Consider the following 22,044-nt stretch of genomic DNA (forward strand, 5'->3'; position numbering starts at 1 on the left):
TAATAGATTAGTCTGTTTTACCCGAATCGATGTTCTGGGCTCGCTCGATCAAGCGAGCGATAATGTTTTGTTTTAAAGCAGGTGGGGCGACGCCGACATTGAAGTGCTCGGACATCATCATTCCTTCGAGCGCATAGCGGATGATCATCGTCTCCACTGGATCGCTCGTCTGTTGAAACTGTGCGAAGAACGTGTCGAGGTCGTGTTTCCACCGCTCTGCGTACTCTTGGTCGACGGCGAACAATGTGAGGAACGCAATCATCTTTTCGGCGTCGATGTGGATGGCTGAGCGCTCCGGATGAAGTTTCGTCTCGTCAAAGAGACGTACGAACGCCTCGACAGGGCCATTGCCATCGGCTTGGAGCGATTCGTACAAATCGTTTTGCTCGGTTTGGAGCCGTTCCACGATGGCGGTCAACAACGCTTCTTTGGATGGATAGTGGTACAAAAGACCACCTTTCGAGACACCCGCCGTCTTGGCGACTTCATCCAATGTCAGGTGATGCACACCGTGCTCCATGATGATATCGGTCGCGGCATCCAACAGTTTTTGCTTGGTGATTATTGATCGGTTTGTCATGTCATCCCTCTTTTCTGTACCGACCAGACGGTTTGTTCTCTTCCACTATAGGTGCGTAGTCATTTTGAAGTCAAGAAATGATGACGTCAAAACTGTTAAGTTATGTATTTATAACTACTGTAAACGATTTCAAAAAAAGGTTGACGTGAGAATGATTATCAGTGATGATAGTAACTGAGAGTAATTATCATTACCAACAATAGAGATGAATAAGTGGGGGATAATCAAATGAACAAAAAGTACATGGCGCTCGGCCTATCGGCTGCGCTCACAACATCACTCCTGGCCGCTTGCGCGAGCACGGAAGAGACGACGTCAAATGATAACGAGACAGCAGAAGAGTCAAAAGTCGTCAACGTCTACTCGAGCCGTCACTATGACGTCGATAAAGTACTTTACAAGCAGTTCGAAGAAGAGACGGGCGTAAAAGTTAACGTCGTCGAAGGGAAGAGCGATGAGCTTCTCGAGCGTTTGAACACAGAAGGTGAGAGCACAGAAGCCGACCTCTTTATCACGGCAGACGCCGGGAACTTGTATCAAGCGAAAGACGCGGGACATCTTCAAGCGGTCGATAGCGACGTGCTTGAGTCGAACGTCCCTGAAAAATATCGTGATACGGACCACGAGTGGTTCGGTCTCACGAAACGGGCACGTGTCATCGTCTATGCAAAAGACCGTGTGAAACCAGAAGACTTGTCAACATACGAAGCGCTCACAGAAGAACAGTGGAACGGAAAAGTGCTCGTTCGTCCGTCTGAGAACATGTACAACATCTCGCTCCTCGCCTCGTTCATCGAAGTGAACGGTGTCGACCAGGCAAAAGAGTGGGCGAAAGGTATGGTCAATAACTTTGCACGCGACCCACAAGGAAACGACCGTGACCAAGCGAAAGCAGTCGTGGCCGGTGAAGGTGATGTCGCCATCATGAACACATACTATATGGGTCTCATGTTGAACTCAGAAGACGCGGAAGAGAAGAAAGTGGCCGAGCAACTCGGTGTCTTCTTCCCGAACCAAGACACGACGGGGACACACGTGAACATCTCGGGGATTGCGATGACAAAAGCAGCCAAGAACTCAGAAAACGCGAAGAAACTCATGGAGTTCATGTCTGATCCGTCAGCACAAGAGCAGTTTGCGAGCGTGAACTACGAGTATCCGGTCAACGAATCGGTTGAACCGAACGAGCTCCTTCAATCATGGGGTGAGTTCAAAGAGCAGGACATCAACTTGTCTGTCCTCGGTGAAAACCAGCAAGAAGCCATCCGTATTTTCAACGAAGCGGGCTGGAAATAAGACGACTTCGGCTTGAACAGATGTTCAGGCCGAAGGTTTTTGTGTTTCATGGCACGCTGACGGTACACCGGTGGCGCGGAAACTGATATGATGGGACAGGAAGTGACTGAACGAAAGAACGGGAGTTGTACGACATGAACTGGTACGCGCTGAAACGACAACTGAATGGATGGGCCATCCTCAGCTTTATCGCGCTGGTGTTCATCGTCCTGCCAGGCGTCGTCGTCTTGGTCGAACTGTTCGCACCGGTCAACGAGAACTGGCAACACATTCGCGAGTACTTGTTGCCGACTTATGTGCGCAATACACTGTTCATCATGCTCGCGACCGGATTGTTGACGACCGTCATCGGAACGAGCCTGGCTTGGTTCGTCACGGTGTACGACTTTCCATTCCGTCGGTTCTTCAAATGGGCGCTCATCTTACCGCTCGCCATCCCGCCTTACATTGGGGCTTATACGTATCACGGGATTTTAAACTATACGGGCGTCATCCAGACGACGCTTCGCAACGAGTTCGGTATCACGGTCGACCAGACGTATTTCAACATCATGACGATTCAAGGGACGGTGTTCATCTTCACGCTGTTCTTGTATCCATACATCTACACGATCACGCGTGCCTTCCTGCACAATCAATCGTCCTCGATGATTGAAAACGCCCGTATCCTCGGTCGCGGCTCGTGGGATATCTTCTTCACCGTCGTCATCCCGATTTCGCGCGTCGCCATCATCGGCGGGGTCAGCCTCGTCTTGATGGAAGTGTTGAACGACTATGGCGTCGTCAAATACTTCGGGATTCAGACGTTCAGTACGGCCATCTTCAGTACGTGGTTCGGGATGAAAGATACGTCCTCAGCGCTCAAACTCGCTGGGACGCTCATGATTCTCGTCATCGCCATCTTGACGATGGAACGGCTGATCCGAGGTCGAAAACAGTTCAGCTATGCGACGACGAAAGTGAAGCCGCTCAAACCGAGACAACTGAATGGATGGCATCGATACGCCGTGTTCGGTTATGTAGCGACCATCTTCGCGGTCGCATTCTTCATTCCGTTCGTTCAACTCGTTGCTTGGACGGTATTGACGTTTGAACAAGTGTTCACGGACGAGTTTTTCCGTCTCGTCTGGAACACGGTGAGCGTAGCGTTCATTGCGACCGTGATCATTCTCGTGTTCGCGCTCATCATCGCGAACTACACGCGCCTGTTCCCGTCGAACATGACACGCGTCATTTCGAAAGTGACGACGCTCGGCTATTCGATTCCGGGAGCGGCCATCGCCATCGCCGTCATCACGTTGTTCTTGCTGCTTGATGAGTGGGTGTTGAACGTGGCGCTCGCCCTGGATTTAGGTCAGACGTTCGTGTTCAGGACGACGCTCATCATGCTCATCTTCGCCTACGTCATCCGCTTCCTCGCCATCGGCTATAACTCGATCGAGAGTGGATTTGAGAAAGTCGGCAAGTCGTTCACGGAAGCGTCGCGCATGCTCGGGTGGGGGACGGTACAGACGTTCTTCCGGGTCGATATCCCGATGATTAAAGGGGCCATCATGAGCGCGTTCATCCTCGTCTTTATCGATATTATGAAAGAATTGCCGCTGACGCTGTTCTTGCAGCCATTCAATTTTTCGACGCTCGCTACACAGGCGTTCAAATATGTCAGTGACGAGAAGATACATGAGGCCGCGCTCGCCTCGATTGTCATTGTGCTCATGAGCGGACTGTTGATCTTTGTGTTCCATAAGGTGCTTGATAAGGAGGCCGACTAATGTTTGTTCAAATCAACGATTTACACTTCAGCTATAAAGGTGCGCAAGCCGAAACGATTAAAGGATTCTCCATCTCGATCACGAAAGGTGAAATCGTCTCGCTTCTCGGTGACAGTGGTTCTGGGAAGAGTACGATTTTACGCCTCATCGCAGGGCTTGAGATGCCGAATCAAGGCGTCGTCGTCGTCAACGACTGTGTCTGTTGCGACGATTGCCAGTTCATGCCGCCTGAACAGCGTGGTGTCGGGATGGTGTTCCAAGACTATGCGCTCTTCCCACATATGACCGTTGAGAAGAACATCCGCTTCGGTCTGCATAAATTGAGCCGGAAAGAGCGAAACGAGCGTGTCGAAGAGATGTTGACGCTCGTGAACCTGTCCGAGTTCCGTCATCGCTATCCGTATGAGCTCAGTGGCGGACAGCAACAGCGTGTCGCGCTCGCGCGTGCGCTCGCACCGAAACCGTCGCTCCTCATCTTAGATGAGCCGTTCAGCAACTTGGACACGTCGCTCCAACATCGGATTCGCGACGATTTGCGCCGCCTCCTCAAACAGACGGGGACGACGACGATTTTTGTCACGCACGATGAAGAGGACGCGGGGGCGCTCGCCGACCGTATCGTCTATCTCGGTGAAGGCAAAATCAAAAAACAGATCATGACGGAGAACAACAAGACGTTCAACCCGCAGATTCCGTGTTTTGTGTAAAACGTAAGAACCCGCAGACATAAATCGTCTGCGGGTTCTTTGTGGTTACTTCGTCTGTTTAGAAGGAGCCGATTCATTCCCGAGCTGATTGATGGCTGTCACATAATAAGTTGCCTGCTCGTTCGTGACCTCGATGCTCTTCCGGGCGTGCGACGGGATACTTTTAATATGCGTCGTTTCACCGTCGATGACTTCATAGACGCGATAGCCGATGACGGCGTCGTCACGGACGGCGTGCCACGTCAATAAGTTCCCGCGGAGTTCGACGCTCGTCGGTGCGTCGAGTTCGACTTCGGTATTGATCTCGGTAGCGACAAGTTCGGTATAGACAACGAAACGCTCGTCGTAACCGCCGTCACCGAACGTACCGGAACACGTGATCAAGTTCAAATGTCGACTCGACGTGGCCCCGAAGATATCCTCGATCGGTGCGTTTTTCGTATCGTAACTCTCTGTTTTTGTGACACGAAACGTCAACGTGTTGCCATTCTCGTCGATGATCGTCACGTCATGGCCTGTCTTCAGTTGATCGAGCTCATAAAAGACGGCGGGGCCGGTCTTACTGTCGACGTGTCCAGCGATGACGGCATTCCCTTTACTTCCGGGTTTGACGCCCGGCTCGAACCAACCGACTTGGTTCTCGTCTTTTGGGACGCCCATCTGTCCGTTGTCGAGTACGCCGACCTGTTCGATCGCGGTGTCGACCTTGATTTTGGGAATTTGAAGTTGGACGGGTGTCGCGGCCTTGGCACTTTCCTCTTCCTCGGCTAATCGGAGCTTCTTCACCTCTTCCTGTAGAAGTGAGAATTCAGCCGATAAATCTGGGCTCTCCTCTATTTGTTTTTCTTCTACAGGTGGTGACGACGATTCTTGGGCGCTCGTCCACGTCCAGAAGCCAAAACAAAAGAGAGAGAGCGCCAGAAACAAATGGCGCTTGTTCATGGGGCTCCCTCCTTATTGAATTATTGAACAGATTCTTTACGGTTGCGAAGCGTTACAAAGGCGAGCAAGATTCCGCCAAGTACAGCAAGGCCAGCGTAGAGCGTGTTCATTGATTGTTCTTGTGCACCACCGAGACCTGTTTCAGGCATCTCTTCAGGCATTGTTGTTTCAGCGAACTTGTCAGGCATTTGTGTCACGATCGCGTTACCGAGTGTCTCACCAACACCGAACATGAACGCGTATCCTTCACGGAATGACATCCAAGCGGCATCCGCATCACCAGCTACATACTGGTCGAACGTTTGAAGCACGAGGGCCTCATGTTGTTTGATCGCTTCTTGGCCAGCTTCTTGTGGCAAGTTACCTTCTGTCGCTGCATCGAGGAATGTACTGAAATCGACAGCGAACTGGTCGAGCTTCATGCGTGCTTCTTCAATTTTAGCTTCATCGCCTTCGAGTGTAGCGGCAACGATGTCACCTTGTGCTGTGATGTGGTTCCCATTCCATACTTTTTCGAATTGGGCCGCACCTTCATCACCGTAGACTGAACCGATGGCTGCTTTGAAATCGAGTGTGTTCTGATCTTCAGCCCAGCTCACGTAGTCGAAGTCTTCTGCTTGATCGTAGCCTTTTTGCATGCCGATTGCTGCGAGAGCGAAGTGTTCACCAGCAAGGCTGTTCAATGTTGAACGAAGCTCGACGGCCGGTGTGTCAGCAGCAGTTTCAAACTTGTCAGGCATCTGTGTGACGATTGCGCCTGAGAGGGCTTTACTGATGTCGAACATGAGCTTGTACCCTTCGCGGTACGTCATGTATGCCGACTCGTAGTCACCTGCGACATAGTTGTCGAATACTGAGAGAACTTGGTCTTCGTGAAGCTCAAGTACGTCAGCTGCAGCGTCTTTTGGTAAGTTACCTTCTGTTGCTGCATCAAGGAATGTTGAGAACTCTTCGACGAATTCATCGACCTCAGCTTCAGCGTCAGCGCGAAGCTCTTTGTCTTCTGATTTAGCCGCTTCAACGAAGTCAGCTGAGTAGTCGTTGTGACCAGCGAAGATGTCTTCGAACTGGGCTGCGCCCTCATCTCCATAAATCGAAGCGATGGCCGGTGTCATGTCGAGTGCGTTTTGATCGAGTGCCTTCATCGCGACTTCAGCGTCTGGTGCTCCATCGTAAGCTTTCATCATCGATGTGACAGCTAAGACGTAATGCTCAGACAGTAATTGGTCGAGCGTGGCTCGTAAGTCACCTGCTGGTGTGCTTGCTGTCGGCGCGTGATCCGCTGCCTGTGCATTCAATGGGACGAGTAAGCCGAGTGCGAGTGCCGGTGCTACAATCTTGTTCATTGTTTTCTTCTTCATGGGTAATCGCTCCTTTTTTTGAGTGGTTGTCGTTGTTTACACCCATCTAACGGAGCGGTTCAAAAAATGGATCACTCTTTTTTTATTTTTTTTCGTTTTTTTGTTGAAGTGTGCGATACACCCCTGGTGCGACGCCATATTTTCGTTTAAAGATTCGATGAAAATATGGATAGGATCGGAATCCGGACAGCTCGGCGATTCGTTCGAGAGAGTGTTGGGTATACTGCATCTGTTCTTCGGCGAGCTGGAGTCGAATCGATTGGGCATAGGCGACAATCGTCATACCGGTCACTTCTTTGAACAAGTGGACGGTCCGCGATACACTGAGCCCGACCGCGTCGGCGACGTCCGCCACTTTGAAGTCGCTCGTGACGTTTCCTTCTATATAACGCATCATGCGTGACACGACCGGTGGCCGCACGTTCGCTTGCACTTCTTGGACGGAACGGTCGAGCATGAGAAGCAAGGCTTCAATCAGTGTTTCAATCAAGGCCGGACTTTGTTCAGTCGTCGGGCGTCGTGCCTCTTCGGTGATGTGTTGCCAGAGTGACAACAGGCGAGGGTCGATCGAGATGGACGTGATGCGGGAACGATTCGCCGCAGTCCACCACGTATCAAGTGATGAACCGTTGCAGAAGAGATGATAATCCCCGCTCGCCGGGGTGTCGACATGCAGTTCGTACTCGTCACCAGGTTTGACGAGCAACAAATCGCCAGGCCGTACCGTATACGTCTCTCCATTGACGACGATTCGTGCCGTGCCTTCAGTCTGCAAGCGAATCAAATACGTCTCCAATCGATTAGGGAAAGGAAAAGTGTAGGTCGTTGTATGATACGAATAGCCACAAAAGCCAATTTCCATCGAATCATCCTTTCTTAATAGCAAAATCGTGCATATTCTCATCATATCATGGATAGAAATCAAGGCGAGGAGCGGGTACGATGAAATCGACAGAACGTATGAGGAGGATGAAACATGAAACAATGGTGGAAAGAAGCGGTCGTCTATCAAATTTACCCGCGCAGCTTTAATGACTCGAACGGTGACGGGATTGGGGACATCCCTGGAATCACCGAGAAGATGTCGTATTTGGCGGAACTCGGCATCGATGTCATCTGGCTATCGCCGGTGTACGATTCACCGAACGACGACAACGGATACGACATCCGCGATTACCGGGCCATCATGGATGAGTTCGGAACGATGGACGATTTCGATGCGATGCTCGAAGAAGCGCATCGTCACGGCATCAAAATTATGATGGACCTCGTCGTCAACCACTCGTCGGACGAACACCAATGGTTCATGGAGTCGCGCTCCTCAAAAGACAGCCCATATCGGGACTACTACATTTGGAAAAAAGGCGAGAACGGTCAGCCACCGACGAACTGGGGTGCTTTCTTCGGAGGGAGTGCCTGGCAATACGATGAGGCAAGCGACGAATACTACTTGCATCTGTTCAGCAAAAAGCAACCAGACTTGAACTGGGAGTCAGAGACGTTGCGCCGTGAAGTATACGATTTGATGACGTACTGGCTCGACAAAGGGGTCGACGGTTTCCGAATGGATGTCATCAACATGATCTCGAAAGATCCGAGCTATCCAAACGGGGAGACGCGGGGGACAGGTTATGGGGACGGCACACCGTTCTTCTTCAACGGACCGCGCATCCATGAGTTCATGCAGGAGATGAATCGTGAGGTCTTGTCGAAATACGATACGATCACGGTCGGTGAGATGCCTGGCGTCAGCGTCGATGAGGCGAAGCTATATACGGGAACAGACCGTGATGAGTTGAACATGGTGTTCCATTTCGAACACGTCGACGTCGGCAACGGCAGTTTCGGCAAATGGAATCCGACAGACTGGAAGTTGACGGACTTGAAGACAATCTTCTCGCGTTGGCAAGAAGGTCTTGAAGAAGATGGCTGGAACAGTCTCTACTGGAGCAACCATGACCAACCGCGAGCCATTTCACGGTTCGGGAACGACTCGGACGAGTATCGTGTCGTCTCTGGCAAGATGCTGGCGACGCTCCTGCACATGCTGAAAGGGACGCCATACATCTATCAAGGTGAAGAGTTCGGGATGACGAACGTGGCGTTCGACTCGATTGATGAGTACCGTGACATCGAGACACTCAACGCGTATCGGGATTACACGACGAATGGCTTGTTGACGCATGATGAGATTTTCCGCGGTATTCACGCACGTGGGCGCGACAACTCGCGGACACCGGTCCAGTGGTCGGCCGAACCGCAAGGCGGATTCACGTCCGGCACGCCTTGGATTGGGGTCAACCCGAACTATACGACCGTGAACGCGGAAGCGGCGCGGCGTGATCCAGACTCGCTGTTCCATTACTATCGCCAGTTGATTCAGCTCCGGAAACAAAATCCGATCGTTGTCTACGGGAAGTATGAACTGTTACTCCCAGACGATGAAGCGGTATACGCCTTCACTCGAACGTTCGAAGGGGAGACGTGGCTCGTGCTCTGCAACTTCTCGGATGAGACGGTGACACGCGAACTCCCGTATGACGTGACAGAACGTGTCATCGGGAACATGGAACCGATCGAACCGTTCACGCTTCGTCCGTATGAAGCGCAAGTGTATAAAGTGTGACGAAAAAAACTCGCCTCCGTGGCGAGTTTTTGTTGTGTCGTTAGTAAAGATGACCCGTTTCGGGAATAAGGATAGTAGAGTCTGACCGAAAGGGGGAAACGCGATGAATACGTTAATTGCTTACTCGACCCGCTACGGGACGAGTGAGAAAGTTGCTCATTTGTTGGCCGAACGGCTTCCGGGAGACGTTCACATCCAAAATGTAGTCGAGCAGCCGGATGTCGAGTGGGAGACGGTCGACCATGTGATTGTCGGCAGCTCGATTCGGATGGGCAAAATTCAAGACGAGATGACGGCTTGGCTGCACAGGAACGAAACCCAACTGCTCAAACGACCGCTCGGCCTCTATTTATGTGCCGGTACGCCGACTGCGGCCGAACGGCAACGAGAACTCGAGGATGCTTATCGAGAAGTGTTGCGGGCACATGCTTATTTCGTCGAAGTCGTCGGCAACGGCTATGATTTCGAACGAATGGGCTTTCTCGACAAAGCCATCGTCCGCATGATGGCGAAACAGACGGTGAGTTCACTCAATTTAGATGAGGCGATGCTCGATGAACTCGTCGAGTCGGCTCAAGCGTCATTGCGTACGCGATCGGAAAACCCATAAGCGAATAAATCATGGGCCTCGATCGGGCTACTCGTGGAGATGAGTACATCTCCACTTTTTTGTTCGCCTTCAATCCGACGGAGCATGACGTTCGTCAGTTGCCCGCCGACTTTCAACGCGACCGGGGCCGAGTTACGGCAAATGACGTCCTCGATCGTGACGTGATCGGTCCGGTTATCGCCGCCGAACAGTTCGATGTCGGCCCGTCCCGAAGTAAACCCGCTCGCCGCAATCCGTTTCAAGCGGACGTTCCGAGACTTGTATTGAACGGCGAGCGCCGGATTTCCACGATAGTCATATTCAGGATTCCCAATCGCCGTGAACCCGTGAATGAACACGTCTTGATACGCTGATATGACGAGGCTACGCGCAGAAGACTTCTTATAAAGACTCGAACGGACCGGCTCCATCGAGACGAGGTTCGTCCCTGAAAGGAAGCGTGCCGTCTTCGACTGCGGATCATCAGCTAAGTGGTGGCTGATGTGCCGGAAGTTGAACGAGCGATTATCGTGATATGAGAAGTGTCCGAATATGTGGACGTCGTGAGCGGCTGAAGACGTCCCGTGCGCCTTCACTTCGACGCCCCCGAAGCAACCCTCGCTCATATTGTTGACGAGTGTGACATGGCGTGACCCGTCATCAATCTCGATTCCGTTCGAGTTCGAGAATCCATGGGCATGGGTGCGTCCGTGTGGATGATGACAATAGCAGTTCGTGATATAGATGGCGTCACTATGGTGGGTCGTGATGCCATCGTCGCCGTAATTCGTCGCCTCGCAATGATCGAGCCACACGTAGCGGCTGCCTTTTTTGGCGCGTAATCCGTCTCCCAAGTAATGATAGTGGGGTGCAGTGATATCAAAGGCATGCAGTCCCGCGTTTTTCGCCGTGACGTGATGGATCCAACCGAATTTGACGTGCGCGAACGTCAACGCGCTCGAAGCGGTATCGCCACTCGACGTCCGGTCGACGTCACCGAGGCGCTCCACGTTCCAGTCGAGCGTCAAATGTGCGACTTCGATATGGTGGTTGCCGGCGAAGGGAGTCGCATTTCGAAGTAATCGTCGATGTTTCGGGGCCCGGTCTGAGAGCTTGATGATCGTTTCCTGCTGGCCGGCCCCTTCGAGCACGCAGTTCGACGGGATACGTATGCCGCGGACGATATATACGCCGGCCGGCACGTGGACGTGGCGGCTCGACCTGAGGGCGAGCCGAAAAGCGAGCGTGCAATCCGTCTGCCCATCCCCGATGGCGCCATAATCGGTGACGTCGACGTGCTGACGCGTCATTTGTCTCAAGTTCAAGTGCTCGGCGTCGAGCCGGCGCATCCACACCGGGCGGACGATTCCTTCTACTATTTCAAGCGGCAACGAACTCGTCACTGGAACGATACGCTCCGTCATTGGCAAATGGGAGAGATAAGTTTTTGCTTGATCGGGATAGGCCATACGTCGAGTCGCCTCATGCCAATCGAGTGTTTCCGTCAGTAACTTATCAAGTGCCCAATTCGAATGCTGGGCGATCGTGGCGGCAATGTTCGAACGGTCAATGTATGCTGTCATATGGTTCATCCTCCTAGCGTTCACTACAATTGGATGTACCCGTTTTAGAAGTGTTTTTAGCAAACCGAAGTATTTAGTAGACAGAAGCATTTATCCATGGTATATTCTATATGTGCTTAATTAAGAATAGCTGGAAACATAATTCACAAAACGCTTTGGATTATTTTTCGTTTAAGATAATCCTAGAGGTTTGTGGTTTTTTATTGGTCAGTTTTTTCTAGTAAGGCACTACTAGAACGCACAGCGTTTATTTCAGGAGGGTTCATTATGAACACAGGTAAAGTAAAATGGTTTAACTCAGAAAAAGGTTACGGCTTCATCGAAATGGAAGGCGGAGACGACGTATTCGTACACTTCTCAGCAATCCAAGGCGACGGCTTCAAGACACTTGAAGAAGGCCAAGCAGTAACTTTCGAAATCACTGACGGAGCTCGTGGACCACAAGCTTCTAACGTTGAAAAAATCTAATCTTCCTTATCTCAAGGAATTTTATAACCTGCTCGCTTCGGCGAGCAGGTTTTTTGTTGTCCGCGTGTTTAATCACTTGCCCCAGGGGAATCAATATACGAGTGACTATCACAAGGAGGTTTTTCGGAATGGATGCAATGCAAACGGCCAAACAGATTTTAGATCATAGTAACGTAGGGACGATGGCGACGGTCTATAAAGGCAAGCCGCACAGCCGTTATATGACGTTTTTCCATGATGAACTGACACTCTACACGGCAACGTCGAAAGACACGGATAAAGTCGATGAATTAAAAAACAATCCGTATACGCATATTTTGATTGGTTATGACGGCGATGGTGTCGGGGATACGTATCTCGAGATTTTAGGCGAGACGAGTGTATCGGATGATGAATCGATGAAAGAAAAAGTATGGAACGAGAAACTCGAAGGCTGGTTCGATGGTCCGGACGATCCAAAACTCGTCATCTTGAAAATCGCGCCGCAGTCGATGCGCGTGATGAATAAAAAAGGACAGCCCCCTCAAGAAGTGAATTTGTAACTCAAACAAGGACGTCCCTCGCGGACGTCCTTTTCAAATTGACCAATTTCCAAAAAGTGACTGACCTGTGACGCACATATGAACGAAACGTGAACTCTTGCCCTAACTTATGTGAAAGTGTGAACATAGATGGTATATTGTGAATGTAATCACATATCAATCATCATTCACTCATTCAAAGGAGGAATTATCATGTTCATAAAATTTTGGCAGAACCACAACATCGCTACCGGTATTTTGACAGTCCTTCGTCTCTGGCTCGGCTATCACTGGCTCACAGCAGGCTGGGGCAAAATCACAGGTGGATTCGAGTCGGGTGGTTATCTTCAAAACGCAGCTTCCCTCGCCACGGGTGATCACCCAGCCGTTGCCGGTTGGTGGGCAGCATTTTTAGAGAACTTCGCCATCCCGAACGCGGCTTTGTTCGATGTGTTGATTCCTTACGGTGAGTTTCTCGTCGGTCTCGGGCTCTTGCTCGGTGCCCTCACACGTAGCGCCGCTTTCTTCGGTCTCGTCATGAACATGGCGTTCTTGCTCTCAGGTACGGTCAGCACGAACCCGACGATGTTAATCGTCTCAGTCCTCATCCTCGTCGCAGGCTACAATGCTGGTAAACTTGGCGTCGATGGATTGTTCCTTCGCAAGTTCGTGGAAACAAAAGTCATGCATCGTTCACCAAATCGTCAAATAGCGTAACGGATTTATGACGTTCTCCTGTGACAAACCTCACCACTTTCGGCTACGATGAACGTAGCATCGATTGAAAAGGAGAACGAATATGAACGCGACACATTTTAAATGGCTCGGATACACAGAAGGAGTGTCTTTCTTACTCTTGTTGCTCATCGCGATGCCGCTCAAGTATTTGGCGGGCATGCCGCTCGCTGTCAGTATCGTCGGCGCGGCCCATGGTTTCCTGTTCGTCGCTTACGTGGCGGCAGCCGTCTATATGGCATGGCGTTTCAACTGGGGCTTCAAAGTGTTAGTGCTCGCCGTCATGGCGTCGGTCATCCCACTCGGACCGTTCTTGTTAGAGAAACGAGTCCTCCCATCAACAGAAAAGACATCGAACTGAAACGTTCGATGTCTTTTTGTGTTCACTGATGCGCCGGAGCGCTTTGCGCATCGGCCAATACATCTGATTTTTCGGCAGCAATGTCGTGACGGATGCGGTGCATCGCGAACAACGTGATGGTGAGCAGGCAGACCATGCAAATAGAATAGAGGTATGCGACGGGCACCCATTCGCTCAATGCGCCGAATAAGATAAATCCGAGCGGTGTGATGCCCATAGCGAGTGCTTCGAGGACGCCCATGACACGACCGAGATAACTTGGTTCCGTGTTTGTCTGTAAATACAGTTGCATCGGGATGTTGACACGGAGAATGAAAAAGCCGCTCAATAAAGCGAAACTTGTGAATAAGACGATGGCCGGCGTGATTGTGAAGTCAAAATAGATGGGTATGGCCGGTGCAATAAAAAGACAACTCATGACAATGAGCGACGTGCGAACGGTCGCAAGGCGATACTTGATTGCAAAGACTGGTAACGCATGGGCGAGCGAGGCGACTAAAAAGCCGACAGCGAACATGCTCTCTAAAAAGCCGAACTGGAGGGGACTGACACCGATTTCTTGTAGGGCGGCAATCGGGAACAGCACTTCGGTGGCAACAAAAAAGAAATTGAGCAAGGCGGCCAAGAGGGTCAACGTCCAAAGTACGCGCTGGCGTTTCAAGTAGCGGAAGCCGGACCGGACGTCGTCCCATGTCGATTGGTCAGAAGAGATGCGTTCATGCGTTCGGAACGTGAGACGAGAAGCGACAAGGGCGGCGATAACAAACAAGAGGGATGAACTGAGTAGGAAGGCCGAGATCGGTAACAGTTTGAACAAGGCACCCGCTAACAATGGTGTACCGATGCTCGAAACGGAAATGACAGTTTGAATCAATGAGTTGGTGCGTTGAAGTTCTCCCTGATTGAACAAGAGCGGAATCGAACTCGACAACGTGACCGATAAGAAAGTCGAGACGATAGAGAGCAGACATGTGATAATCAAGAAAGCAGGTACGCCGAACGTCCAAACGAGACTCGCAATTCCAGCAACCAAAAATAATAAGGCGTTTACTGACTCCATCGTGATAATCACGCGTTTGCGATCCAGTTTGTCGGCGAATGCCCCGGCAAACGGAGATAATAAAACGCGGGGCACTGTGCCGGCGAGCAAGACGAGCGCGAACTGTAGTCCCGATCCAGATGTGGTCAGGACGGTCAATCCCGCGACAAACGTGAAAAGACTGGATGCAAACAACGACATGAACTTTCCGAGCAACAATACATACAAGTTCGATGAGGTGGTCGTCATATCGATTCTCCTTTATAGTCAAGTTCAACCTGATTTAACTTTATAATAAACGATGACAACCGATTTGTATACAATAAGTTCAATTAAATTTAACTTTTAAGAGGTGCCCCTATGATCGGACAACGAATAAAAACGTTACGAAAAGAAAAAAAGTTGACGCAAAGTCAACTGGCCGAAGGCATCATCACAAAATCGATGCTCAGTATGATTGAAAATGGAAAAGCGGAGGCGTCGATGCGCAGTCTTCGGGAACTCGCGAAACGGTTGGACGTGTCGTTACAGTCATTGCTCGTCGATCCGCGCGAGGCAGACTTGCAGAAAATCGTCGAAGAAATTGAATATATGCAAGGGAGTCTCAACTCATGGGAAGATGCAGCCGTTCAGAAGGCGCTCGTACCTTATTTGGACGTGGAGATGAACTCGGTGTGGCAAGGGAAGGCGTACACGTTACTCGCGGACAGTTTCTTCAATCGTGGGGACCAACGACAACTGTTGGAGTGGTACGACCGGGCAATCGCGGTGTTCGAGCGGCTCGAGGAGAAAGAAGAATTGATTATGGCTCGCATCAGCCAAGCGTTTTATCTGCTCATGTGGAATCGATTTGATGAGGCGATTGAGCGTATCGATACGATTGAGTTGATTGATTCGAGAAGGATGAAGACGAAGACGCACGTCGAATTCAGCATGTTGATGGTGTTTCGTAATATGTTGTATGACGATGATTTACCAGGCGCGATTCGTCGTCTCGAAGATACGCTTGATTACATGAAACGAACGAAAATGTACTATCGGGTCGACGATGTATATCGAACGATCGCCATTTGCGCCCTATATTTAAAAGATGAAGCAGCGATTGTCGATGCGCTACAAAAAGCGAAACAATACACGAATTTCACAAACGATGTGACGATGAAAATACGACTAGCGATGACAGAAGCGCTCTATGCGATTGAATATCGGAAGACGGATCTTCTACAGCAACAGATTGCTGTCATGAACCAGCTGCTAGAAGGAAATACAGAATTCATCGCAGCGTTCGAGATGAGTAAAGGTGTCTATTTCGCGCTGACTGGTAAGATAGAGGCAGCCCGGAAATCGTTTTTGAAACTGTTGGAGCATCATGATCAATGGGCGAAGCATGGGTTTGTCGATCAAGCGATTTACTTTGAAGGGCTGTTAATTGGAACGAGTCACGGGTGTGGGGATGAATGGGTCCCGTTGATCGAACGAGAAGTGGGTCTGTTCCCGGAAGGTCGTTTCCGCAGCCATCTGATGTCGCTCATCAAAAAAATCAAGGGCTGAAGCGTCAGCCCTTGAACGTTTGAATGAGTGTCCCTTTGCCGTCCTCGACTTGAATCGAGGCGTGGGCACCGTTGATGAGTGTCATTTGCGGCGGGACGTGCCCGCAGTCGATATCGTAAATGACAGGGACGTCGAGCAAGTACTGCAGTTCCGCATACACGTCTTCTGCCGTGTAGCCTTGGACGGGCTGTTGGGCCGCGCTACGCCCGAACAGAATGCCAGACGTATGATTGAACCAACCGGCCCACTTCATTTGAAGCAGGGTCCGTTTGAGTGCCGGGACATCGAGCTCGGCGTTTTCGAAATACCAAAGGATCGGCTCCCCGTTCAAATGGGTCTGTTGGAACGTGGCGACGTCGCCGTACGGTGTACCAATCGTATGCATCAGGACATCGATACAGCCGCCGAGCAGTCGTCCGGTCGCTTCTGTCCCGCCGAGTGATTTCCACTCCGTCGGTTCGGTCAAATGATAGACGTGCGGGCTCGGGTTCTCATGTTGCCACTCTTTTTGGAACTGTTCCGAGGCGAGCTGGATGACCGTCTCGCCTTCTTTCGCTGAAACGACGTCGAGCCAACGTGAGCTCGTCGCATCCCATTCTTCGCCGCGCAGGTCGACGAGGTTCGTCCCGTGAGCAGAGGCGATGCCGGTCTTGAGCGTATACACGAATAGGAATAAGCTGACGTCCGAATAGCCGAGCATCCATTTCGGCGGGAGCGCGTCCCAGTCAATCGCGTCTAGCAACTCAATCAAAAGGACGCCGCCCCATGGCGGGATAATTAAATCGATGGCGTCATCGTGGAACAAACGCGTCAATTCATCGGCCCGGACTTTTGCCGGTGCCGATTTTGCTTTGTCTTGCGTCCAGACCGATGGCTCGAATTGGAGCGTGAACCCATGGCGGGTGAATGTCGCCTCGGCCTCATGGAGCAGTCCATGTAATTCAGCGGGAACACCCGATGAAGGGGCCGTCACACCGAAGTGATGTCCGGTCAATTGTGGATAACGAATCATGTGAGCCTCCTGTGGATAAGTGATAGATGGGAATGCGGGAACGGGTTATCCACATGTGGACAATTATTTTTGACGCATACGTTCTGCGTGTTGGATGCCCCAAGCGTTCATCGTCTCGAGCACCGGAATCAACGTCTTCCCATACTCGCTCAAGCGATAGTCCACACGAGGCGGAACTTCGGGATAGACGGTGCGGATGATGATGTCTTGCTCCTCTAAATCGCGAAGCTGTGCCGTCAAAATCTTTTGACTGATATTTGGGAGCGAGCGTTTCAATTCGCTGAACCGCAACGTGTCTTCGTTGATGAGTGCGAGTAAAATCGATGGTTTCCATTTTCCCGTGATCATCTCGAGTGCGGTATCGACCTCACAGCTTGAAATCAGTGGCATCTGCCTCACTCCTCTCTAAGTATCCTTTTGGTAACTATACCACCTTTTTGTGCCGTCTTCTGCCGCTCCCACTTAGCGGGTATACTGAGGATAGAGGTGATCAACTATGAAATTGACAAACATACAACTCGGCGCCGTCACGTTGCGCGTCCATGATTTAAAAATGATGAAAACGTATTATGAACGCGTCATCGGCATGGATGTACTGGAGACGACAGAAAATCGCGTCATGCTCGGTGCGCCAAATACGCCGCTCGTTATCTTACATGAAGTGAGCGGCGTGCGTTCCAATCCACGAACAGCCGGCTTGTTCCATATGGCCATTTTATTGCCGGACCGTGTCGAACTCGGACGGATTCTTCGTCATTTGATTGAGCAACGGATTGAAGTCGGCCAAGGTGATCATTTGGTCAGCGAGGCGTTTTATTTGAGCGACCCGGAAGGAAACGGCATCGAGCTCTACGCGGATCGTCCCCGGGAGCAGTGGGAATATGAAGCGAACGGTCATGTGAAGATGTCGACGGACCCGGTTGAATATGAATCGATGCTCGAGGCGGCGGCCGACCGTCCGTTCACGGGCCTTCCGAACGGGACGACGATGGGGCATGTCCACTTCAAAGTACGTTCCCTAGAAGCGGCAAAATTATTCTATCAAGATCGTCTCGGTTTCACGGTGACGACCGATTCGTATCCAGGCGCCTTATTTTTAGCGGCCGACGGGTATCATCACCATATCGGGACGAACGTCTGGGCCCGGCCGAGCCAGGCGATGGGACAAGAGGCTGGTCTGGAGGCGTGGACGCTTTTGGTCGACGCAGAGACGAACCGCGCGCTTGGCGGGACGACACCGGAATGGTCGCTCACCGACGATGATGGCATCAAGGTAAATATAAAAAGCGTGGACTAATTGTCCGCGCTTTTTTAGCGTGCTGAAATTTTCTTTTGACTCGAATCAAACGAGAGGCGAATGCCGCGTTTTTGATACGCTTGTTCGACACGTTTTGAATTGATACTGAGCTCAAGATGAGCGAGTTTCAAGTGTTCGAGTTCTGGCACCGTGACATCGAGACGGACGAGCTCCATGTTGCGCTCGGCCTTTTTACGTGTGCGTCTCAAGTTACGGGGCACTTCTTCTGACGTCAGTGCCGCGATCGTTTCATTGATTAATTGTCGTTTGTCGCCTTTGACGCTTAGCGCCGTATAGAGCTTATCAAGCGAACCAAAGCGTTTGATCAACTGGACCGATTGGCTTTCGTCCAATCCGGCCACAGGCGGGATCCCGTCTGAACGGTCTCCTGTCAATGCTTTGACTGCTGAGAGCTGTTTTGGCTTCAATCCTTCGTACAACGCCGCAATCTCCTCAGGACGAATCTCGAGATGTCGCTTGAGCGGGAGCGGGCGATTGTCTTTGATGTCGCAACGAGCCTGCATTTGTTGCAACTCTTGCGTTTGAAGCCAAACGGTGATGCGTGGGCTCACGAGCTGAAGCAAGTCCTTGTCTTTCGTCATGATGACGACAGGAGCGCTACAGCTAAACTTCCGAGCGATATGAGCGATCAAATCTTCTCCTTCATAGCCTTCGACTTGATATTGCGGAATCCCGCTATCTTCAAGCAATTGGCGCATGAGTTCCATTTGAGCTTTCAACTCGGGTGGTGTCTGGCGGCGACGGCGTTTATAGCCTGGATAAAGCTCGCGGCGCCATAATGTTTCACGTGAGACGTCCCACACGACGACAAAATGAGTCGGACGATGTCTACGTAGAATCGTCCGGATGAGGCCGGTCATACCGATGACGGCACTCCGATCGTTTTTAGATACCTCGCGTCCTTTTTTCGTTCGGCTCGCGGCGGCACCGTAATAGGCACTGGCCAGCATGGAGTTTCCGTCAATTAAAAATAGTTTACGTTCCATGCGTAACCTTCTTTCTGTAGTTGTTGGACCGAACATTCATGAACTGTTCGGTGATGTTGTGTCAATGAGTGACACGCACTCAAATAAGCAACATATGTGCAGTATATCACGACAAGGTCTGAAAATATAGCGACAGTTCGGACCGCCTACGAAAAGCCCTCCCCGATTTTTCGGGGAGGGCTTTTCGTAGGCGGTCAGTCGAGTTCAGGTTGAATCTCGTCTTTATGAGCCAAAATCAAATCGACGAAAACGATACGGTGATTGTCGATTTCACGAACAATCAGCTCATGTTCGCCCGGTAAGACGAAGCGTTCTCCAGTACGTGCATTCGCTTTTTGTGATAAGACGAAGCCGCCGATCGTATCGACATCATCCTCGATTTCGATGCCGAACCGTTCTTCGATCTCTTGCGTCAAGACGAGACCGGACAGGCGATAATGCCCGGGTGTGACTTCGGTGATCTCAGCTTGCTCGTCACGGTCGAATTCATCACGAATCTCCCCAACGATTTCCTCGAGGATATCTTCAATCGTGAGAAGTCCCGCCGTACCCCCATACTCGTCGATGACGAGACACATCATCGTCCGCGCGTTCTGCATTTTCACCATCGCCTCTTGAAGCGGCGTGAACTCCGTCACGAGCGGGAGTTGATGGATGAACGATTCGAACGGGGCGTCGCTCTTGACGAGTTGAGCGGTGAATAGCTGCTTGGCGTTAATAAAGCCAAGCACATCATCGCGGTCACCGTCACGGGTGACCGGATAGCGCGTATATTGGTGCTCTTGGACGGTAGCGATAATCGTCTCAATCGAGTCTTCTTCGTCGATGGTCACCATGTTCATCCGTGGGACCATCGCGTCTTTGGCGACACGTTCGTCGAAAGAGAAGATATTTTGAACGTAGGCGAGCTCATTCTCGTTAATTTCTCCACTGCGGAAACTCTCGGTCATGATGATTTTGAGTTCTTCTTCCGAGTGCGCCGTCTCCTGTGCCGTCGTCTGCACGCCGAACAAGCGAAGTGTCAGCCGGGCTGTGCCGTTTAGCACGTGGATGAACGGATACAATAATTTCGTGAAGAAATAAAGCGGTCGGGCGACGAGCAGTGTCAAGCGCTCGGCTTCGTGTACGGCCAGTGTTTTCGGGACCAGTTCCCCGATGACGACGTGCAAGAAGGCAATCAGTAAGAAGGCAATCAAAAAGGATAGGATGGTCGCGAGCGACGTCGATACGTTCAAACGGTCGACAAGCGGTTGAATCATCCCTTCGATTTGATCCGCACCAATCCAACCGAGACCGAGTGCGGCGAGCGTGATACCGAACTGTGAAGCCGATAGCGAGTCATCAAGATTTTCAATCACCTTTTTGGCGACGGAGGCCCGTTTGTTTCCCTCGAGCACGAGTTGGTCAAGACGGGCGCCGCGCACTTTAACAATCGAGAATTCAGCCGCCACAAAAAAGGCGGTCATGAAAATGAGCAGGGCGACGATCAATAAGCTGAATAACATGGGACTGTCCAAAAATTCCCCCAAAAATCGGGGAGTCACCTCCATTAGAGTAAGTTGTATGTCGTTCAGGAGAATCCCTGAAAACGAATAGTTTGTTTCAGTATAGTAGATTTGCCACAAATATTCAAAAAACAGCCTAAAAGGTTTCACGAAGAGGGGAATGAGGGAACTACAAATCGAGAAGAGACGAAGGAGGAATTGATATGGCTAACTATCCAGAACTGAAAGGCAAAGTCGCAGTCATCACCGGCAGTTCGAAAGGACTCGGTCGAGCGATTGCAGAGCGTTACGCAAAAGAAGGGGTCCATGTCATCCTGAACTATCGCAGCAGTGAAGACGAGATGAAGAAAGTGATTCAAGGAATCGAAGAGGCTGGCGGCAAGGCAGTCGCGGTGAAAGGTGACGTCGCGGAAGAAGGACTCGCCGAGAAGATGATTGAAACGGCCGTGTCCGAGTTCGGGAAGATGGACATCTTCGTCAATAATGCAGGGGTGCAGGTCGAAGCAAAAACGCATGAGATGGAACTCGACAACTGGAAGAAAATCATCGACACGAACTTGACTGGAACGTTCCTTGGTGTGCGGGCCGCTCTCAAATATTTTGTGGAGCACAAAATCCAAGGGAACATCATCAACATGTCGTCGGTGCATGAAGTGATTCCGCGTCCTGGTTATACCCATTACGCAGCGAGTAAGGGTGGCGTCAAGATGTTCACGAAATCGGTCGCGCTCGAGTACGCACCGAACAAGATCCGTGTCAACGGCATCGCGCCGGGCGCGATCGACACACCAATCAACGAAGAGACAATGCAAGACCCGGAAGAGAAAAAAGGACTTGAGGCACTTATCCCGACGCATGAGATCGGGCGTCCTGAACAGATTGCGGCCGTGGCGGCCTGGCTTGCTTCTGACGAGTCGTCGTACGTCACAGGCGCGACGATTTTCGCGGATGGCGGTCTATCGCTGTACCCGGCTTTCGGACCTGAAAATAAAGTACAATGACGAAAGAGGCTGGGACATAACTAGCCGGCTTTAAAGCTTTTTAATAAAAAGAGGGGTCCGGTCACCGATTTTCGGTGGCCGGACCCCTTCT

General features: G+C 51.1%; 22 protein-coding genes. 12 read left to right on the top strand and 10 right to left on the bottom strand.

All coding sequences use genetic code 11. The features are described 5' to 3' along the window. Window positions 1-7: 7 nt before the first annotated feature. Window positions 8-580: a TetR/AcrR family transcriptional regulator gene (locus KNP02_RS12495; RefSeq protein WP_214709700.1), complete on the bottom strand. Its 573-nt coding sequence runs from the start codon at window positions 578-580 to the stop codon at window positions 8-10. A gap of 228 nt (window positions 581-808) precedes the next feature. Here KNP02_RS12495 and KNP02_RS12500 point away from each other — a divergent pair, with 228 nt between their 5' ends. The 3 genes from KNP02_RS12500 to KNP02_RS12510 all read left to right on the top strand — a co-directional run bounded on the left by KNP02_RS12500 (window position 809) and on the right by KNP02_RS12510 (window position 4,355). Beyond that, window positions 809-1,876: a Fe(3+) ABC transporter substrate-binding protein gene (locus tag KNP02_RS12500; protein ID WP_214709703.1), complete on the top strand. Its 1,068-nt coding sequence runs from the start codon at window positions 809-811 to the stop codon at window positions 1,874-1,876. A 134-nt stretch (window positions 1,877-2,010) separates the two neighbouring features. Next, window positions 2,011-3,648: an ABC transporter permease gene (locus KNP02_RS12505; protein ID WP_214709705.1), complete on the top strand. Its 1,638-nt coding sequence runs from the start codon at window positions 2,011-2,013 to the stop codon at window positions 3,646-3,648. Next, window positions 3,648-4,355, top strand: coding sequence for an ABC transporter ATP-binding protein (locus KNP02_RS12510; protein ID WP_214709707.1), 708 nt, complete (start codon window positions 3,648-3,650; stop codon window positions 4,353-4,355). The genes KNP02_RS12505 and KNP02_RS12510 overlap by 1 nt, the downstream gene beginning before the upstream one ends. Window positions 4,356-4,400: 45 nt before the next feature. Here the strand turns inward: KNP02_RS12510 and KNP02_RS12515 are convergent, their stop codons facing one another. The 3 genes from KNP02_RS12515 to KNP02_RS12525 form a co-directional block, all read right to left on the bottom strand. Then, window positions 4,401-5,297 carry a class F sortase gene (locus KNP02_RS12515; protein ID WP_214709709.1) on the bottom strand — a complete coding sequence of 299 codons (897 nt, stop codon included), beginning with the start codon at window positions 5,295-5,297 and terminating at the stop codon, window positions 4,401-4,403. 20 nt (window positions 5,298-5,317) lie between these two features. Then, entirely contained in the window at window positions 5,318-6,658 is a 1,341-nt protein-coding gene (locus KNP02_RS12520; protein WP_034780656.1) for a globin family protein, read from the bottom strand. 82 nt (window positions 6,659-6,740) lie between these two features. Further along, the gene (locus KNP02_RS12525; protein WP_353047356.1) at window positions 6,741-7,565 is read right to left on the bottom strand and encodes a helix-turn-helix domain-containing protein; all 825 of its coding nucleotides are present in this window, start codon (window positions 7,563-7,565) and stop codon (window positions 6,741-6,743) included. A gap of 69 nt (window positions 7,566-7,634) precedes the next feature. On the opposite strand from KNP02_RS12525, the gene KNP02_RS12530 reads away from it, so the two are divergent. Together KNP02_RS12530 and KNP02_RS12535 are read left to right on the top strand one after the other, a co-directional pair. After that, window positions 7,635-9,284 (top strand): glycoside hydrolase family 13 protein, encoded by a 1,650-nt coding sequence (locus tag KNP02_RS12530; protein WP_214709713.1) that lies wholly within the window; start codon window positions 7,635-7,637, stop codon window positions 9,282-9,284. 103 nt (window positions 9,285-9,387) lie between these two features. Further along, entirely contained in the window at window positions 9,388-9,894 is a 507-nt protein-coding gene (locus KNP02_RS12535; RefSeq protein ID WP_214709715.1) for a flavodoxin domain-containing protein, read from the top strand. Here KNP02_RS12535 and KNP02_RS12540 read toward each other — a convergent pair. Next, complete coding sequence (locus KNP02_RS12540; RefSeq protein ID WP_214709717.1) at window positions 9,858-11,456, bottom strand: glycoside hydrolase family 55 protein; 1,599 nt, start codon at window positions 11,454-11,456, stop codon at window positions 9,858-9,860. The genes KNP02_RS12535 and KNP02_RS12540 overlap by 37 nt on opposite strands. A 267-nt stretch (window positions 11,457-11,723) precedes the next feature. Here KNP02_RS12540 and KNP02_RS12545 point away from each other — a divergent pair, with 267 nt between their 5' ends. The 4 genes from KNP02_RS12545 to KNP02_RS12560 all read left to right on the top strand — a co-directional run bounded on the left by KNP02_RS12545 (window position 11,724) and on the right by KNP02_RS12560 (window position 13,541). Next, on the top strand, window positions 11,724-11,924 hold the full coding sequence (locus KNP02_RS12545) for a cold-shock protein (protein WP_016507985.1): 201 nt from the start codon (window positions 11,724-11,726) through the stop codon (window positions 11,922-11,924). Between the two features lie 128 nt (window positions 11,925-12,052). Then, window positions 12,053-12,466, top strand: a complete 414-nt coding sequence (locus KNP02_RS12550; RefSeq protein ID WP_214709719.1) for a pyridoxamine 5'-phosphate oxidase family protein — start codon at window positions 12,053-12,055, stop codon at window positions 12,464-12,466. Between the two features lie 192 nt (window positions 12,467-12,658). After that, window positions 12,659-13,162: a DoxX family membrane protein gene (locus tag KNP02_RS12555; RefSeq protein ID WP_214709721.1), complete on the top strand. Its 504-nt coding sequence runs from the start codon at window positions 12,659-12,661 to the stop codon at window positions 13,160-13,162. A gap of 82 nt (window positions 13,163-13,244) precedes the next feature. Continuing rightward, window positions 13,245-13,541 carry a DUF3817 domain-containing protein gene (locus KNP02_RS12560; protein WP_029596302.1) on the top strand — a complete coding sequence of 99 codons (297 nt, stop codon included), beginning with the start codon at window positions 13,245-13,247 and terminating at the stop codon, window positions 13,539-13,541. Window positions 13,542-13,563: 22 nt separating this feature from the next. Here the strand turns inward: KNP02_RS12560 and KNP02_RS12565 are convergent, their stop codons facing one another. Then, complete coding sequence (locus KNP02_RS12565; RefSeq protein ID WP_214709723.1) at window positions 13,564-14,829, bottom strand: MFS transporter; 1,266 nt, start codon at window positions 14,827-14,829, stop codon at window positions 13,564-13,566. A 111-nt stretch (window positions 14,830-14,940) separates the two neighbouring features. Here KNP02_RS12565 and KNP02_RS12570 point away from each other — a divergent pair, with 111 nt between their 5' ends. After that, window positions 14,941-16,131, top strand: coding sequence for a helix-turn-helix domain-containing protein (locus KNP02_RS12570; protein ID WP_214709725.1), 1,191 nt, complete (start codon window positions 14,941-14,943; stop codon window positions 16,129-16,131). 4 nt (window positions 16,132-16,135) lie between these two features. Here KNP02_RS12570 and KNP02_RS12575 read toward each other — a convergent pair whose 3' ends face one another. Further along, complete coding sequence (locus tag KNP02_RS12575; RefSeq protein ID WP_214709727.1) at window positions 16,136-17,143, bottom strand: S66 family peptidase; 1,008 nt, start codon at window positions 17,141-17,143, stop codon at window positions 16,136-16,138. Window positions 17,144-17,206: 63 nt separating this feature from the next. Further along, window positions 17,207-17,533 carry a winged helix-turn-helix transcriptional regulator gene (locus tag KNP02_RS12580; protein ID WP_214709729.1) on the bottom strand — a complete coding sequence of 109 codons (327 nt, stop codon included), beginning with the start codon at window positions 17,531-17,533 and terminating at the stop codon, window positions 17,207-17,209. Between the two features lie 106 nt (window positions 17,534-17,639). On the opposite strand from KNP02_RS12580, the gene KNP02_RS12585 reads away from it, so the two are divergent. Continuing rightward, the gene (locus KNP02_RS12585) at window positions 17,640-18,440 is read left to right on the top strand and encodes a VOC family protein (RefSeq protein ID WP_214709731.1); all 801 of its coding nucleotides are present in this window, start codon (window positions 17,640-17,642) and stop codon (window positions 18,438-18,440) included. 14 nt (window positions 18,441-18,454) lie between these two features. On the opposite strand, the gene KNP02_RS12590 is transcribed toward KNP02_RS12585, so the two are convergent. Then, window positions 18,455-19,447 carry a 5'-3' exonuclease gene (locus tag KNP02_RS12590; protein ID WP_034780689.1) on the bottom strand — a complete coding sequence of 331 codons (993 nt, stop codon included), beginning with the start codon at window positions 19,445-19,447 and terminating at the stop codon, window positions 18,455-18,457. Between the two features lie 194 nt (window positions 19,448-19,641). Continuing rightward, complete coding sequence (locus KNP02_RS12595; protein ID WP_251130743.1) at window positions 19,642-20,964, bottom strand: hemolysin family protein; 1,323 nt, start codon at window positions 20,962-20,964, stop codon at window positions 19,642-19,644. Between the two features lie 191 nt (window positions 20,965-21,155). Between KNP02_RS12595 and KNP02_RS12600 the strand changes: the two genes are divergently transcribed. Further along, window positions 21,156-21,953 (top strand): glucose 1-dehydrogenase, encoded by a 798-nt coding sequence (locus tag KNP02_RS12600; protein WP_214709733.1) that lies wholly within the window; start codon window positions 21,156-21,158, stop codon window positions 21,951-21,953. Window positions 21,954-22,044: the final 91 nt, after the last annotated feature.

The sequence above is a fragment of the Exiguobacterium sp. s40 genome, from assembly GCF_018617905.1.
Taxonomy (GTDB): Bacteria; Bacillota; Bacilli; order Exiguobacteriales; family Exiguobacteriaceae; genus Exiguobacterium; species Exiguobacterium mexicanum_A.